Origin of the sequence: Desulfovibrio inopinatus DSM 10711 (assembly GCF_000429305.1) — a bacterium.
Lineage (GTDB): Bacteria > Desulfobacterota > Desulfovibrionia > Desulfovibrionales > Desulfovibrionaceae > Alteridesulfovibrio > Alteridesulfovibrio inopinatus.
This window is the reverse complement of sequence record NZ_AUBP01000024.1, coordinates 35,988-51,046: the sequence shown is the minus strand read 5'-3', so window position 1 is coordinate 51,046 and position 15,059 is coordinate 35,988. Positions and strand designations below refer to the sequence as shown.

Here is a 15,059-nt window from a genome sequence, read left to right as displayed (position 1 = left end):
TTTCCCCAGCGTTGTCGAGTTACTTGGTAATGGTCTTGGATTTGACCATCTCGGGATCGGCCGGGATGATCTTCCCACCGCCGTAGCCGCGATCGCCAGGAGGCAATTCAAAAACGGGCGAGGCGTCCTCGTACTTCAGATCGGGCATATCCGCGCCTTCGGGCCAATAGGCCAACGTGCGGTTGAGCCAATCCTGGTCATTGCGCTCGGGATAATCTTCGCGGGTATGGCTGCCACGTGATTCCGTACGTTCCAGTGCAGCTTTGGCGATGCACATCCCCAACTTGACTTGTCCATGGACTTTGAGAGCTGCAGCAAGCTCATGGTTGGCACCGATACCGTTGGAGCGCAAACCGACATGCTTGGAGCGTTCCAGAACACCTTGTAACTTGGTCACACAGGCTTCCAAGTCTTTGCCGTTCCGGAAGACGAAGCATCCTTCCATCAGTGCATCCTGGAGTTCTCCGCGCACACTGTAGACATCTTCTTTGCCATTTTTCCCGGAAATCAGGTCGGCAATGCGTTCTTCCTGCTTGTTAAGGGCCTGCTTGACGAGTTCAGTTTTGAAGACGGTTTCACAGCCTTTGAGGTATTCGGCGACTTTGGCTCCGATAATACCACCAGCAACAACGGTTTCGGCCAACGAGTTGCCGCCCAAACGGTTGAAACCATGCATATCCCAGCAGGCAACTTCACCGGCTGCGTACAACCCTTTCAGGCCATAGACTGCGCCGTCTTTATTGGTGCGGATACCGGCCATGGTATAGTGCTGCGTGGGGCGCACCGGGATAAGCTGTGTCCGGGGATCGACTCCCAGAAAATAGTGACAGATTTCGTCGACTTCGCGCAGCTTGGTCGAAATATGCTGATCACCCAAATGACGAATATCAAGCCAGAGGTGTTCACCATATGCGCTCTTGACGCCTTTGCCCTGGCGCATGTGGTGCGTCATCCATCGAGAGACAACGTCACGCGAAGCAAGTTCGGCCTTGTCCGGCTCATAGATTTGCATGAACCGTTCTTCATTGACGTCGAGCAAGGTTCCGCCGTCACCGCGACACCCTTCTGTCACCAGAATATCCGTGGGAACGATACCGGTCGGGTGGAATTGAATGGCTTCAGGGTTCCCGACAGGGACAACGCCGGTATCATGCGCAATAATGTGACCGCCACCATCGCAAATGACCGCATTAGTCGTGGCTTTATAAATACGTCCGAAACCACCAGTACAGACGGCGGTCGCTTTAGAAAGATAGACTTCAAGCTTGCCGGTACGCAGGCAACGAACGATAGCACCGAAGCATGTTTCGCCATCATGGATCAGGCTTATGGCTTCTTTTCTGTCTCGCACATCAATACCGAGCTGAGCACAACGGTTATCCATGGTGCACATAACGGCATGCCCTGTGCCATCCGACGTATAACAGGTACGCCACTTGGCCGTGCCGCCGAAGCTGCGAGCCGTAATCAAACCGGCTTTTTCTTCTTTCTCGACTTTTTCAAATTTTTCCCCGCCCTTGAAATAAAAGGACTTGCCGGGAACAACACGGTTCCAAGGCACACCCCAATGCGCCAAACGGCGCATTTCAATCGGGGCCGTGTCGGCGAACATACGAGCGACTTCCTGGTCGCATCCCCAGTCCGAACCTTTGACGGTGTCGGCAAAGTGGACATCGGGATTGTCGCCTTCGCCCATAGCGGAGTTGCCAAGAGCAGCTTGCATACCGCCCTGAGCGGCTGAAGAGTGGGAGCGCCTGGCAGGAACAATGGACAATACGATGACATCGAAACCGGCGTCGGCCGACTCGACGGCAATGCGCTCGCCCGCCAGTCCCGCACCGATAACGAGAAGATCGGAATAATAGGTCTGCATGGTATCTCGCCTCGTTAGCCTAACGTTACAAAACGAATCAGGGTGATGATGCCGATGAACATAAAGATGCCAAACAAGGTATATTCAAACTTTTTGGCTTTATCCCTATTCCCGGACGTGATGAATCCCCACTTCACACCAATGCGATAGAATCCAACGGAAACATGCATTTCGACCATAGGAAGTAGGATGAGATAAAAAAGAAACCACGGGGCTTTCTGCATGCGCGCGGCCGACTTTGCAGCCGTAATGGGTAAATCCGTCAACACAACCCACATATGGATGGCACCCAGAACCAGGATGACCAGCGCGGTGATGACCTGAACAAGCCATAACCACGTGTCGCGATGGTTGAGCATTCTAGCATGTCCAACGGCAATTTTAACACCATCGGAACGAAACGGAATTTTGCGCGCCGCCAGCAGAAAATGCAGTAAAAAAATTAAAAAGATTATGGGCCCGCCAGCTTGTGCCATGTAGGTCGCTTCAAAAAAGTACGCCAGAGCGTTCATGGCTCCAGGCCCAATGACAACCGAAGACACAAGAATCATGTGCGACCACATAAAAAGAATCAGTACCGCCCCGCTGAGCATTTGTGTCCAGTCGAGGTAGGCGTCCCGTTTGGAGGGACGAGTAACGTGTATCGCTGCTTCCAAAGACATACGCACACCTCCGCTTTGCGGCACACAGTGCACCGCGTTTTTTGAAACGAACGTCAAAACAATCCCTCTCCTTCGACAGCACCGTGCGCCGAAGGCAATACCCCACCGTCAAGCCAACCGTATGGCTTCCTCAAAATTGCTGCTTAAGATCGCTTCCGTCTTCTTGCTCGATTTGGTTCACACACAACCGAACATGAAGCGTCAACGACATCACCTTTCTGAGTATTTTCAAAGACAAATGGGAGGAAACCCATTGTGTGAGATTCTTTCTTTGCCGCAACAGACAAGCACTGCTGACTTCTCCAGTTCGGAGACTGCACATGACAATACTTCCATCACGACAAAAGAACGCCCCAACCAGCTTTGGGCGACGCGACCACCGAAACTCCGGCGGTCGCCGCATAGTCAATGACAGCACTCGCCCCGAACCCAAAGGAACAACCCTAACCCGACATAAAACTAGCAAGCCCAGGTTGATTAGTCAATCAAAAAGTGTCTTGTTTTTAAGACCTCACACACAAATGGTTCACAATTTTAATAAAACTATCATTGTTTCCGTGTTGTTATATTTAAAACCGCTTTGCACCGGCGGGAAATTTTATATTGATTCGCAACTCAATTTTGTCCATAGTCTTGCCCTTGGAGCGACGACGAGCTATCGATAGTTTATCGTATCGTGTTCAATGCCCGTCATGGGTTGAAATAAAGTTCTTTTTTGCACCAGGCCATTGCAGTGCCTGCGACGAGGAGAGAGACGAAAACATGTCCAAAAAGGATTCCATTTCAAAAAAGGAAGCCATACTGCGTTCAGCCCAAGAGGTCTTTGGCGAATACGGCTATTCGGGAACAACCATGAAAATGGTTGCGGATAAAGCCGGAGTCGCGTTTGGCCTCGTCTTTCATTACTATAAAAGTAAAGAAAATCTGTTTTTGACTGCAGGCTTTGATCTTGTGGATTCACTGTTCGAAAAGGTCATGACTGAGATCAAGCAAACCGACACAGGACTCGACAATGTTCGCACATTTGTCCAAGTCTACTTTGAGTTTACACAGCAAGAAACCTCTCGTTTCAAAATTCTCATTCGCTGCTCTCCGTACAGTGACGGAGAACCCCAAATAGACAAGGCACCGATCGCTGAAAAATTCCGCGAATTCATTGAAGATCTGCAGTATTTCATCATTCGCGGCATGCGCGATGGTACCATTCGAGACCTGCCCGTCGAAGAAACAGCTTTTCTCATTTATAGCACCATGGTCGGCGCTATCCGCACGACCGTCCTCGCTCCTTTTCAACTCACCAATATTTATGATGAAGCGCTTGAGTTCATCATCCGCAGCATTGAAACCACTTCCGATAAGAAACCTCTCCCACGTACGACCCGACTGTATCGCAAACACCAAGACTAGCCTTCCTGACAGCATAATAAAAGCGGTCGTTTTTTTGCGGCCGCTTTTATTATGCATCGTGCCCTTTTTTCAATATGATAATCGAGAAAAATGACGTTTCATCACCGTACAGCATGTATGTCTACAGCGAGATATTGGGTTGAAACAATCAGTAAAGACTTGCTCTGCGTATGATATTCTCATTCCTTCTTGAGACGATCACAGATAAATAGGATGACATCACGATAAAATCCGTCCCATGAGAACGGCGAAAGCAATCGCGTACGCACAGAACCAACAATTGTTGCAAAAATAATATCCGCTGTCCGCATGGACTCACATTCTCGAATACTCCCATCCTGCATCCCCAAGATAATATACTTAGCAAGCATATGAATGAGTTGCTCAAACTTGTTGGTCACTTCGTCTTTATTGATCTCATCCTTGATATCGTTATATGGTGAGCAGCTTACCAAAATTTTAAAGTTGAAGGTGGGGTCAACAGAGCAATCGAAATAAGCCCTCAAAAAATTTTCAACAGCTTCATATCCGTTCTCGGCTTGCGACACCGCCTCGACAATACGAACTTCCACTTGCTCCAAGACATTGAGACTACTGAGAATATAGAGATTTTCTTTGGAACCAAAATGGTGACTGATCAATCCCAAAGTAATCCCGGCCCGCTCTGCAATTTTCTTGAACGTCGTTCCGGAGTAGCCATACTCGCCAAACAGCTCTTGCGCTGTCCGGAGAATCTTTTCTTTTGGTGTTTCCACATGTTCCGACATTACGAACCTCGTCGTTTCACTTCAGCATCAAGCCATTACACACTGTCATCGGCCCTAACCGATTCAACGATCAATGTCCAGTTGAATCGTCAAAAGCACAAATAAATCGCAGTGTTCTGACAAAACCCACGCGAGAAAAAGAAAGGCTTATGGTGGGGGACCATAAGCCTTTAGGGGGGATGTCGCCATCACCGAAGGGAGGTAATGTGCGGCTGCGTGGAGTGTGATTGATTGCCAAGCTCAAGCGTCGGGGGAACGCCGGCAGCACGAAGCGACCTCACTTAAACAATCAACCTGGACACAGTTTAGTTGGTCAACCAAACTGTGTCCAGTCTTTTTTGCAGTCACGTTTGCTTTTGAAAAAGGCGTATAACACATTGTGATTGTTCCTGGTGCGCCACACCAGCATCAATCGCAACGCCTGAATAAATTAATATTCTATCGTTCATCGTCTGAAACTTCATAGGCCAACGCACCGCTCTACGCCTCAAATGCGATGTCTTTGGACTTGAAATAATGGCAAAATGGCCCTGGCTTGTCTTCACAGGTTTTCAATACCGCATCAACAGGCTCAGCATACGTCGGGCTTTCACCATGAAAAATCCGGGCCATCGGTAAAACCCGTTCATGGGTTGTATCCATTCCCGTCAACATGTGTACTCTCTTGGTTGGTTTGGGTTGCGCCTACCGATTGGTTGGTCAGCCAACCAATCGGTACAAAACGAGCTGTAATGCCTTCACTCCGCCTTGTCCAGTTCTTTTTTCACAAGAAAAGTGACACAAGGCTTGTCAATGAAACCAAGAGACATTTTTAACAATATCATGTGAGTATTCCAGTAAAAAAGGGCTCTTTCGAGCCCTCCACCAAAGCGGTGAAAAGTTTTATACAAGTCCTTTTTGATTGAAAAAAGGACCATATCTTTTGTCGGATCGTTTAATATGGTTCACAACCCAACTTTTCAGAAAATGAAGAATATCATTCGACATGGGAACTTTTCCACTTTTGAATTGCTCGACGAAGTCTGCAACCTGTTTCTTCAGCGCCTCATGCTCTTTGCGGTGCGCCGGCTTATCAGGGTAGCTATAGCGGTCCATGAGCTTCTCTTCCGTATCAAAATGGTAGACCGTATACTGAACCAGGTCGTCCAACAGTCCGGACAAGACGGCCTCCCCCTGCCCTGACTTCATAGCGGCATACAGAGAGTTCAGCAGTTCAACAAGTACCATGTGTTGCTCATCGATTTGCCGCACACCAACACCCAAGGTGCTGTTCCAGGTCACGAGGGAGTCGTCCCCCGATGTTTTCATATCGCAAATAAGCTCTCCAAGCTGAACGGCCAATTCACCCAGTTCACCGATACTTTCACTTGTTTCGTGAACATTCTCCGCTATCTCGACGGCCACCTCACGAACTTCGTTTATCGCTTTGTTATACCGGCGGCAGAGGCCGTTTGCTCTTCGGTAGCAGCAGCCATATCTGCAATTTTTGAGGCATTATTTTCGGCATGAAGCAAAATATCTCGAGCCGCGTCTCCGGAACGTCCAGCCAACTCCGAGGCATCATTTACCAACTCGACCGTTTTATCCATCAAACCGACATTCGCGGCAACAGCCTCCTGAATAGCCGTAATACTTGAACTGACCTCACGCGTCGCCGACATGGTTTTTTCAGCAAGTTTTCGTACCTCGTCAGCAACAACGGCAAATCCACGCCCGGCTTCACCTGCTCTGGCTGCTTCAATAGCGGCATTCAGAGCCAACAAGTTTGTCTGGTCGGCAATATCATTAATAAGATTGATGACTTGATCAATCATCTGGGCGCGCTCGCCAAGCTGGGCCATATCCCTTTTTAAAGTCAATGCGACGTCATTCACCTTGGTGATGGCGTTTTTCGACTTCACCACAACTTCAGCGGAATCTTCAGCAACTCCTTTGGCCTGCTCTACACTCACAGCCGCTTCGATAGCTCCATGTGAGACCTCGCCAATAGCGCTATTCATCTCGTCCATAGCAACAGACGTTTCATGCAACCGGTCGCGTTGCAGGTATGCTCCGTCCATAATGCGGGCCATATGCGACGAAACGTGTTCAGACGTCATGGATATCCGTTGTACAACAGACTCCAAACGACTTGCTGCATCCATCATGCCTTCGATTCGAGAAGTTTCGGCCATCTGAGAAGCTGCTTCGGCTTGATGGACAGCATCATCGGCTTTTTGCACAAAATCATCAAGATCGCTTTTACATTGCTGTGCATACAGCTTCAAACTTTGAATCTCATCAATATACTCTTTAATACGCACTCGAATATCAGATATAGAACGCGTTTCATCTTTTTTAAAAAGCGATATCACGCTGTGAACTGGAGAAAATACAACACGATGGACGATGAATATCTCAAAAAAAGCCAACAGCGTAACACCTAACGAAATAATTGAAGCAATATTCACTCCTTGATTTACGACGCTCACAATTGTACTCGCAAGAGCACCAAGTGCGACAAGACCTTGGATAATCACAATTGAGACTTGATGTTGCATATCAATGATACCTTTTCCCAAACTCCATATACGAAGCATTGATTCGTTAATCACATACAACCGACCAACGTCATCATACAATCTGCTAAAGCCATCTAAAATATGGACCAGAATGAAAAAAAAGAAAAGATCGAAAAAGCCTCTTCTCTGTCTCCGCTATACCGACCTAAAGATAGCCAAACACATTGGACATACAAATATGCCAAAGGTATGACTCAGCAATGTCGAACCAAAAGAGGAGAGGTTTCAAAGCACGATGGAATATGTACGGAGGGCGTTGGTGCTCTTTATCATAATGTTTCAGCATTCCATGCAACAGTGTTACGGCCATTTCGCTTGGCATCGTACAAACTTGCGTCGACCCTTTTCAAGAATGTATCAATCGTATTGGGAGATGGAAGTGGTGGTAGCGTTGCGCCACCGAGAGAGACCGTTAAAACGGTGTTCGTTGGCGACGCGACATGGTCAATATGAAGATTATAAATAGCTGTGCGAATGGTTTCTGCACGACCTTGTGCGGAGAGCGCATCGGTATTGGGTAAGATAACAGCGAATTCTTCCCCTCCGTATCGTGCAGCCAGATCGTATGGCCGACGCACCGACGATTCGAGTACACCCGCGAGTTTTTTCAATGCTTCATCGCCAGCACCGTGTCCATAATGATCATTGTATTTTTTAAAATGGTCAACATCGAGCAAAATAACAGAAAGAGGCTCTTCAGAACGTTGTGCATGTCGCCAAGCCTTATCCAAAAATATATCAAAATGCCGACGGTTAGCAATTTCCGTCAACCCGTCCCGATTCACGAGCTGTTCCAGCTCTTTTCGCATTCGCACAGAGTGTAGATGATTGCGAACTCGAGCACGAACAATGGCTGGCCGAAATGGCTTCACAATATAATCGACAGCCCCCAGCAGAAGCCCTTTTTCTTCATCGTCGTCGCCAGAAAGAGCGGTCACGAAAATGACCGGAATATCCTTGGTCCGCTCTTCATTACGGAGTCTTCGCAACACATCATATCCCGATTGTTCCGGCATGACGACATCAAGCAGGATCAAGTCTGGTCGAGCTGCCGAAGTTGCCAACTCCATGGCTTGATCGCCGTTTTTTGCTAAAATGACGCGATAATACGGTGTAAGAAGCTCGGCCAAAGCCACACGATTGATGTATTCATCGTCTACGATTAAAATCGTATATTCTTCATCATGCATGAGCTCCTCCTCATGCGTACTGCAATGCCTGCGTCAGTACGCCGACCCCTTCCAGAGCCGCATCAATCTCCAAATCGTTGAAATGCTCGCGCACAGCACGCACCATTCTGGCATAAGTCGTATCCACGCACATGGCTTCAAGTTCATCGAGAATTGCCATGGCCCGTGCGTCGGACGACGCAATATACGGTTCAAGTTGCACGAGCAGCTCCCGAGCTCGATCTTGAGAAAATGTTGCGGCGCTCTCAGGCTTTGTCCGGTGCACACCAGCCAACCCCGTCAATACAGTTTGAAGCGCCTTACCAAACCGGTCAAGGGATATATCGATATATACCGTGTCCCCTTTACGGATAGCCTGTTCCAACTCTCCAGCCGCTCGGGACGCGGACTCAGCTCCTAATAAACCGGCTGTCGACTTGACAGTGTGTGCCATACGTCCAATGTCGTCGAAACGAGCCTCTTGTCGGGCCGCCGACAAGTCTTCAACGACACCAAGATTTTCTTCAAAAAAATCGACGAGTAAGTGCCGCAATTTAGCCTGATTCCCACCAAAACGCGATAATGCTCGTTCTACGTTGATTCCTGGGAGATGTCCCAAATCATCCCGCTCTTCGTGCTCATCTGACGAGAAGGATGCGCGCTGTGCTCCGGTTGTCCGATCAAGCCATTTTTCCAGCATGGCATAAAGCGCATCATATTCAACCGGTTTCACAAGATGATCATTCATTCCGGCTTCAAGGCTCTTTGCGTGATCCTCCGCCAATGCGTGCGCGGTCATAGCGACGATGGGGAGGTTCCTATAATTCGGATCTTGTCGGATAAGCTTAACCGCCGTCAGGCCGTCCATTTCCGGCATCTGAATATCCATAAGCACAAGATCAAAACGCGATGACGTCACGAGTTCTATAGCATCTCGTCCATTCGTAGCCGTCTCCACGTCCACCCCGGCGCCTTCAAGCATGAAACGAGCAACCTCTCGATTAATATCGTTGTCTTCGACAAGAAGAATCCGATACCCACGAAAATCATCTCGAAAGCTTATTTTGGCATAGCGGGCAGCGCCACCACCGACTTCGTCCCAGGACTTCGCGTCCAACACGTCGGCTATAGTCGAAAATAAAACAGCCGAGCGGACGGGTTTACGCACCACCCCGGACATGCCGACTGCACGCGCTTTTTTGAGTACCTCGTCATTACCAAACGCCGTTATCATCAAGACGGTTGGGACAACTTGGAGTCGAGACGATACGGCAATCGATTCCATTGTAGCGATACCGTCCATGTCCGGCATTCTCCAGTCCATGAGCACAATATCAACATGACTATTTTCATCAGCCAGCTGCTCAAGAATATCCACCGCCTCCTGGCCTCCATGAGCGACCAGAACACGCATACCGGTCGGTTCAAGCATGGATACAAATATTTTGATAGCAGTTGGGTTGTCATCCACGATAAGTGCAGTACGCATCGAAAAATCAGGTACGTCAGGTCCTATTGCACTCCCACTTAAATCCGCTCTCATGAGTTCAATATCAAAATAAAACAAACTCCCATGTCCCGGTGTTGATTCTACAGCAATTTCTCCGCCCATAATCTCCACAAGGTTTTTACAGATGGAGAGGCCGAGTCCAGTCCCACCGTAACGTCGTGTTGTCGAAGCATCGGCTTGACTGAACGAATCGAAAACTTTTTCCCGCTGTGAAGCATCGATTCCTATGCCGGTATCCTTTACGGAAAATCGCAAACAAACATAACCTGGACGCGATTCGGTATTGCTGCAGAGATGGGCAGCAACCACAATGTCCCCCTCATCCGTGAACTTGACGGCATTGGAAACGAGATTCATGAGCACCTGTCCCAATCGCAAAGGATCTCCAAGAAGCCTGTGCGGAGCTTTCGGATCAATATCAATCAGTAATTCTACGCCCTTGTCCGAAGCCTTGACACCAACAGTATCGGTCAATCCATCTAAAAGCTCATCCAAGGAAAATTCGGTTTGCTCAAGTTCGAGCCGACCAGCTTCAATTTTTGAGAAATCGAGAATGTCATTGACAAGCATCAAGAGGGTTTTGGCGGAAATAAATACTTTATGAATATAATCGTGCTGCTGTGCTGTCAGTTCAGTCCGTTCGAGAATTTGGCTCATCCCCATAATACCGTTGATCGGTGTCCGTATTTCATGGCTCATATTCGCCAAGAAGCGACTCTTCGCCAGGGTTGCATTTTCAGCCTCTTCCATTGCTTGACGAAGCTGAATCTCGGCTTGTCGTCGTTCATCAACAAAAATACGCAAAGCCGCTGCCATATCTCCAAGCTCGTCATCGCCTTCAACCGGAATGGGAACATCTGTTCCCGTTGATTGGAATCGCATAACGCGCCGAAGATTCAATAATCGTTTCAGTACATTGCCTCGAACATATCCGAACCCGATAAACACCGTGACAAAAAGCGCCAAGACTGCTGTCGATGTTTGAAAAAATTGTGCCCGGTTCAAGCTGGAGTGTAATTGTGCCGCTGCCTGTTGCGCATCTGTGCGTGCAGTCACTGTCATCGCATCGATGAGCTCGGCAGTTTGTTGCACAACAGTACGATTTTCTTTGGCGTAGTCCAACGCATACGACCGAGCACTCAACGCAATGGAGCGCATTGTAAAAACGTTCTTCAAATTGCGCCCTGCAGAAAAAAAGTCACTCGCTTCGGCAATAATATCAGAATTCCCTGCAATGGGTTGAAGTATCTCCATATGCTTTGTCGCAATGGAGTCGATACGTTCAAATCGTAATTGCATACGAGCCAATGCATCCTGAGATGTTGCTCCATCGAGTTCGTTGTATAAACCGGCGGCCATATGGACAGCCATCGTTAAAGCGAGAATGGATTTGAGCTCTTCTGACGAAAGATCACCAAGCGCCTTTTGAACAAGGGTGGCGGTTTTATCGAGTCGTTCGAGTGATGGCCAATCCCCTGTGTAGCGATGTGTTCGATCCGTTGATGTTTGCCCCCCATCCCTATCACCAAAGGAAATTTCGAATTGGTTATCTGCCGCGAGTGTTGCGACTCGATTTTCGGCAGCCTGAATAAATTGGGAATGTTTCGTTCGTGTCGCGGCAAGCAGCTCCTCAAATTGTTGTCTGCTGGTAATAGCCTGAGATGACAAATCGTTTTGATGGGCAACATTCTGCTGCATTGTGGCAACAGCACCTTTGAGCTGTGTGACTGCCTGCGTGGAAAACCCAATGCGCTCCAGCTCCTGCCGGTATTGTTCAATGGTCGATACGTGCTCTTCAAGAGATGAAATAATACGTTTTCGCTCGTCCTGTGTTGAAACAAAAATGAGATCGCCAGCAAGTTGTGCAACGTCGCTAATTTTTCTGGATAGCAACTGAGAATCGATCACCGCAGGCAAAGCTGTGGAGACAATGTACGCTGTCCGATTTTTTGTTCCGGCGACAGACACCCAACCCACAATCGTCGAGAATACAGCAACAGCAGCAACAGCCAAAAACGCAGCAAGTAAGCGGGATTGAATACTCGAAAAAAACATGCCAAACCCCTTATCATGAGAACCAAGCGTTCTTTCTGCAGTGCCGTGATCCCAAAAAACTCACTCCAGATGTAACCGGAACGCCAGAGAGACCGATACCAGGGTATAGCATGCTTTTGGCGAATGTGCCTGTAAAAAATCAGTTACTGAAAGACACGCCTCGAAAGAACACAGAAAAAGACAATAAAGTCATCATATTGTCAAAAACAGAAGTTCAAACGAAACAACTTTATCGTTCTGCAACGTTTTTTTCTGGATTTTCTGTGAAAATATGTAACAAAGAAAATGACATTTTTTCACTGTGGATGCTTTTGCCGTTGCGCCGAAAAGGCTCACGCTGGCAGTTTCAACTGGGAGGTAGAGATTATGACAAAGCGGTATTGCCGATGCGGCCAGGAAATTTTTGTTGCATATATTCGATCGAGACGCTGGAAGCCGATCTTTTCTATTGCCGATGCAGCACATCGAATGAAAAATGGACTCAATATGTGTCCACGCTGTTCGAATATGCTCTCCATAGACGGGCTTCTGTAAATATTTCGTGATGCAGACGAAACAATTTTCCAGGGATTGCTTCGTATTTTGCACTCTTTCTCCAATAAACTGAAAACTCTCTATGCAAAATACAAAAGGGACGCTCGGCGTCCCTTTTGAATGGAATATATGTACTCTATTATGCTTGGCCCAGCTCTTTCATGAGCCAGTCCTTCACTTCGTCATTCAATTCAAAAATACCACGCAATTCGCCGTTTTGTTCCATAAATCGCTTCCCCATATCGGCGGGAAGTTTCTTCTCACATAACGTTGTCGAGCCATAGTTATTCATTTTCATCAGTACGACTTTCGGCTCATCCCACGTATTAACAACAAAGTAAATCGAGTATTCATCTCTGGAAACGACAGGACGCCGAACCAGATCATGAAAATTGTTATTTCCCCATTCAAGATACATGGTCACTGCATCTTCATGCACCATGTCCCAATTCACTTCGTTCAACCACGTTTTGCATTCTTGCATTGTATCGCTCATACAACCTCCAGACAGGCGTTTATTGACAAAAACGACATGCCGCGTCATGTCGCCAACTCTATGCATACATTGAATACTACGATATTTTTTTCTTCTCGTCACCATTCTTGACCAAACTGACAAAGAAAAAGGGCATACAGGAACACTATGATATACGCCATCGGTATTGATGTCGCCGCCAACCGCAAAGGACAGACAGTGGCTGTGGCAGACCTCAACGGGACCATCATTCAATTGGATACAGGAAGACCGGCGGTGGGGCTTGCAGATGCTCTGATTGCCAAATACGGAACAAACTTCGTTGTTGCCATTGATGGCCCCCGCATGCCGACAGCTCCCAAACCAGGCCCGTCTGGTCGTGAGTGTGAACGCGAACTTGTACGAAACCTCGGAGTACGTATTCAGTGGTCACCCAAAGCCGACGATACACCACGCCTCGCCAAGCTCGAATGGATGCGTAACAGTTTCACCCTGTTTCAAGACTTCACTTCCAAAATTAACAATCCGGCACACGTCATCGAAGTCTTTCCTACAGCCGTCTATACTGTGTTGGATGCGGAGTTGACTCTCCATGTGCCGGTCAGACTATTGAGTAAACGTGACAAGGCCGATCAGCTTGATGCCATGTGTTGTGCTGCTGTTGGCCTGCTTCACCATCAAGGGCGTACGCAAGCCTTCGGTCGCGGCGATCCGGAAGGAGAAATTATTGTTCCGCTGCACGAAGGAAACGATGTCCCACGATAGGACGTTGCCACTGCCGAAGATGTTAGGTTAACGATGCCTGGGCAGAAACGAAATCAAACGTATTGCGAAGCTGCACGACCAATTGAACACCACCGTTGTCGGCATTGGTCATCGCAATTTCCCCCTGATGTCCCAAGACAATCTCACGAGCGACAGTCAATCCCATCCCCACTCCATCGGATTTTGTGGTATAAAAGGGATCAAAAACAAAGTCCTGGTTCGCCGGATCGAGTCCGGGACCGTTGTCACACATAGATATAATAATATCTCCATTTTCCTGCGATGCACTCAATTCGACCTTGATTGCGGGCTCGGGACAAAAATCAAGGCTATTTAACAGAAATTCCTCAAACACGGAGGGAAAAAGATCAGCATCCACCCGCACCATGATCTCATTGAGGTCGGTAAGCACGGTCAAGTCTTTATCAAGTTCACGCGCTCGTGCGCCCACTGTTTCGACCGCCTGATCAACAAGTACGCTTAATCGTACGTCGGTCAAATCTTTCGGAATCAACGAGGCAAAGCGGCCGACAACTTTGACTATACGCTCCAGACGTTTTGCCTCCTCGACGATGATTCCAGGATAGGCCGATTCCACATGACGTTCGTTCAACTGCTTTTGCAGGCGATTGGCAAAGCCGGCAATGGTGAAAACAGGATTTCTGATTTGGTGGGCAACCGATGAGGCCAGATGATTAAGACTTTGAATCCGGTGTTCTTGCAATCTGCTTTTTTCACGCAACATTTGTGTCTCTTTCTCTTTGACACGATTCAGCTCCGTGACATCATGTATAAGAAAAATGATACCCAGCACCGTGTTGTCTTGGCTGTGAAATGAACTTGTCACGGAAAAATAGTGTTGATTGCCCTCCGGGTCGACATACGGAACTTCACGTTGGAGACCAACACGTTCATGCATAATGACATCAAGAAAGACTTGGTTGAACTCGTTATTCCGGTCGTCCTCGAAAAAAATTTCGCCCCACCCTTTGCCCATGAGTTGATCCTGGTGATAGCCCAACAACGTGCACGCGGCTCGATTGAGCGTCGAGATGTCTCCACCGTGATCAATAACCAAAATACCAACCGGCAGGCTGTGCAAAATGCTGTCAATAATGATTCCGTCAAAAAGCGTCATGATTTCATGTACTCCCGCATGTTCCATCGTCAAAAAATAAATCGCGAGTTTTGATTCCGCTCACCGCTTCATGATGATGTGCACGTTGCTGACATGACATTAAAACATCGGACTTGACAAAACCAACGCTTTCATGCCCCTTC

The 15,059-nt window shown here is 48.0% G+C and carries 13 protein-coding genes; 3 read left to right on the top strand and 10 right to left on the bottom strand.

Going from position 1 to position 15,059, the window contains the following annotated elements:
* Positions 1-19: 19 nt before the first annotated feature.
* Together G451_RS0114105 and G451_RS0114100 are read right to left on the bottom strand one after the other, a co-directional pair.
* Complete coding sequence (locus G451_RS0114105; RefSeq protein ID WP_027184764.1) at positions 20-1,873, bottom strand: fumarate reductase flavoprotein subunit; 1,854 nt, start codon at positions 1,871-1,873, stop codon at positions 20-22.
* Between the two features lie 14 nt (positions 1,874-1,887).
* Positions 1,888-2,535: a succinate dehydrogenase/fumarate reductase transmembrane subunit gene (locus G451_RS0114100; protein WP_027184763.1), complete on the bottom strand. Its 648-nt coding sequence runs from the start codon at positions 2,533-2,535 to the stop codon at positions 1,888-1,890.
* Positions 2,536-3,297: 762 nt separating this feature from the next.
* On the opposite strand from G451_RS0114100, the gene G451_RS29515 reads away from it, so the two are divergent.
* The gene (locus G451_RS29515; RefSeq protein ID WP_245587823.1) at positions 3,298-3,942 is read left to right on the top strand and encodes a TetR/AcrR family transcriptional regulator; all 645 of its coding nucleotides are present in this window, start codon (positions 3,298-3,300) and stop codon (positions 3,940-3,942) included.
* Positions 3,943-4,121: 179 nt separating this feature from the next.
* On the opposite strand, the gene G451_RS0114085 is transcribed toward G451_RS29515, so the two are convergent.
* The 6 genes from G451_RS0114085 to G451_RS32850 all read right to left on the bottom strand — a co-directional run bounded on the left by G451_RS0114085 (position 4,122) and on the right by G451_RS32850 (position 12,004).
* On the bottom strand, positions 4,122-4,709 hold the full coding sequence (locus G451_RS0114085) for a TetR/AcrR family transcriptional regulator (protein WP_034642335.1): 588 nt from the start codon (positions 4,707-4,709) through the stop codon (positions 4,122-4,124).
* Positions 4,710-5,189: 480 nt separating this feature from the next.
* A complete protein-coding gene (locus tag G451_RS34150; protein ID WP_156921641.1) occupies positions 5,190-5,363 on the bottom strand; it encodes a hypothetical protein in 174 nt (57 codons plus the stop codon).
* 228 nt (positions 5,364-5,591) lie between these two features.
* A complete protein-coding gene (locus tag G451_RS35010) occupies positions 5,592-6,113 on the bottom strand; it encodes a bacteriohemerythrin (protein ID WP_051261510.1) in 522 nt (173 codons plus the stop codon).
* Between the two features lie 14 nt (positions 6,114-6,127).
* Positions 6,128-7,249, bottom strand: a complete 1,122-nt coding sequence (locus G451_RS32855) for a methyl-accepting chemotaxis protein (protein WP_156921639.1) — start codon at positions 7,247-7,249, stop codon at positions 6,128-6,130.
* Between the two features lie 290 nt (positions 7,250-7,539).
* The gene (locus G451_RS0114060; RefSeq protein ID WP_027184760.1) at positions 7,540-8,460 is read right to left on the bottom strand and encodes a diguanylate cyclase; all 921 of its coding nucleotides are present in this window, start codon (positions 8,458-8,460) and stop codon (positions 7,540-7,542) included.
* Positions 8,461-8,470: 10 nt separating this feature from the next.
* On the bottom strand, positions 8,471-12,004 hold the full coding sequence (locus G451_RS32850) for a response regulator (protein ID WP_051261508.1): 3,534 nt from the start codon (positions 12,002-12,004) through the stop codon (positions 8,471-8,473).
* A 110-nt stretch (positions 12,005-12,114) separates the two neighbouring features.
* Here G451_RS32850 and G451_RS0114050 point away from each other — a divergent pair, with 110 nt between their 5' ends.
* Complete coding sequence (locus G451_RS0114050; protein ID WP_027184759.1) at positions 12,115-12,549, top strand: hypothetical protein; 435 nt, start codon at positions 12,115-12,117, stop codon at positions 12,547-12,549.
* A gap of 128 nt (positions 12,550-12,677) precedes the next feature.
* Here G451_RS0114050 and G451_RS0114045 read toward each other — a convergent pair whose 3' ends face one another.
* Positions 12,678-13,034 carry a DVU0772 family protein gene (locus G451_RS0114045; protein ID WP_027184758.1) on the bottom strand — a complete coding sequence of 119 codons (357 nt, stop codon included), beginning with the start codon at positions 13,032-13,034 and terminating at the stop codon, positions 12,678-12,680.
* A gap of 147 nt (positions 13,035-13,181) precedes the next feature.
* Here G451_RS0114045 and G451_RS0114040 point away from each other — a divergent pair, with 147 nt between their 5' ends.
* Positions 13,182-13,778, top strand: a complete 597-nt coding sequence (locus G451_RS0114040; protein ID WP_027184757.1) for a DUF429 domain-containing protein — start codon at positions 13,182-13,184, stop codon at positions 13,776-13,778.
* Positions 13,779-13,800: 22 nt separating this feature from the next.
* Here the strand turns inward: G451_RS0114040 and G451_RS29500 are convergent, their stop codons facing one another.
* Entirely contained in the window at positions 13,801-14,916 is a 1,116-nt protein-coding gene (locus tag G451_RS29500; protein WP_169727883.1) for a sensor histidine kinase, read from the bottom strand.
* Positions 14,917-15,059 lie beyond the last annotated feature (143 nt).

Excerpts from the sequence above, each read along its gene's own strand:
- G451_RS29515 (WP_245587823.1), top strand. The coding sequence starts at position 3,298 with ATGTCCAAAAAGGATTCCATTTCAAAAAAGGAAGCCATACTGCGTTCA.
- G451_RS0114085 (WP_034642335.1), bottom strand. The coding sequence starts at position 4,709 with ATGTCGGAACATGTGGAAACACCAAAAGAAAAGATTCTCCGGACAGCG.
- G451_RS32850 (WP_051261508.1), bottom strand. The coding sequence starts at position 12,004 with ATGTTTTTTTCGAGTATTCAATCCCGCTTACTTGCTGCGTTTTTGGCT.
- G451_RS0114045 (WP_027184758.1), bottom strand. The coding sequence starts at position 13,034 with ATGAGCGATACAATGCAAGAATGCAAAACGTGGTTGAACGAAGTGAAT.
- G451_RS0114105 (WP_027184764.1), bottom strand. The coding sequence starts at position 1,873 with ATGCAGACCTATTATTCCGATCTTCTCGTTATCGGTGCGGGACTGGCG.
- G451_RS32855 (WP_156921639.1), bottom strand. The coding sequence starts at position 7,249 with ATGCAACATCAAGTCTCAATTGTGATTATCCAAGGTCTTGTCGCACTT.
- G451_RS0114100 (WP_027184763.1), bottom strand. The coding sequence starts at position 2,535 with ATGTCTTTGGAAGCAGCGATACACGTTACTCGTCCCTCCAAACGGGAC.
- G451_RS29500 (WP_169727883.1), bottom strand. The coding sequence starts at position 14,916 with ATGACGCTTTTTGACGGAATCATTATTGACAGCATTTTGCACAGCCTG.
- G451_RS0114050 (WP_027184759.1), top strand. The coding sequence starts at position 12,115 with ATGCTTTTGGCGAATGTGCCTGTAAAAAATCAGTTACTGAAAGACACG.
- G451_RS34150 (WP_156921641.1), bottom strand. The coding sequence starts at position 5,363 with ATGTTGACGGGAATGGATACAACCCATGAACGGGTTTTACCGATGGCC.
- G451_RS0114040 (WP_027184757.1), top strand. The coding sequence starts at position 13,182 with ATGATATACGCCATCGGTATTGATGTCGCCGCCAACCGCAAAGGACAG.
- G451_RS0114060 (WP_027184760.1), bottom strand. The coding sequence starts at position 8,460 with ATGCATGATGAAGAATATACGATTTTAATCGTAGACGATGAATACATC.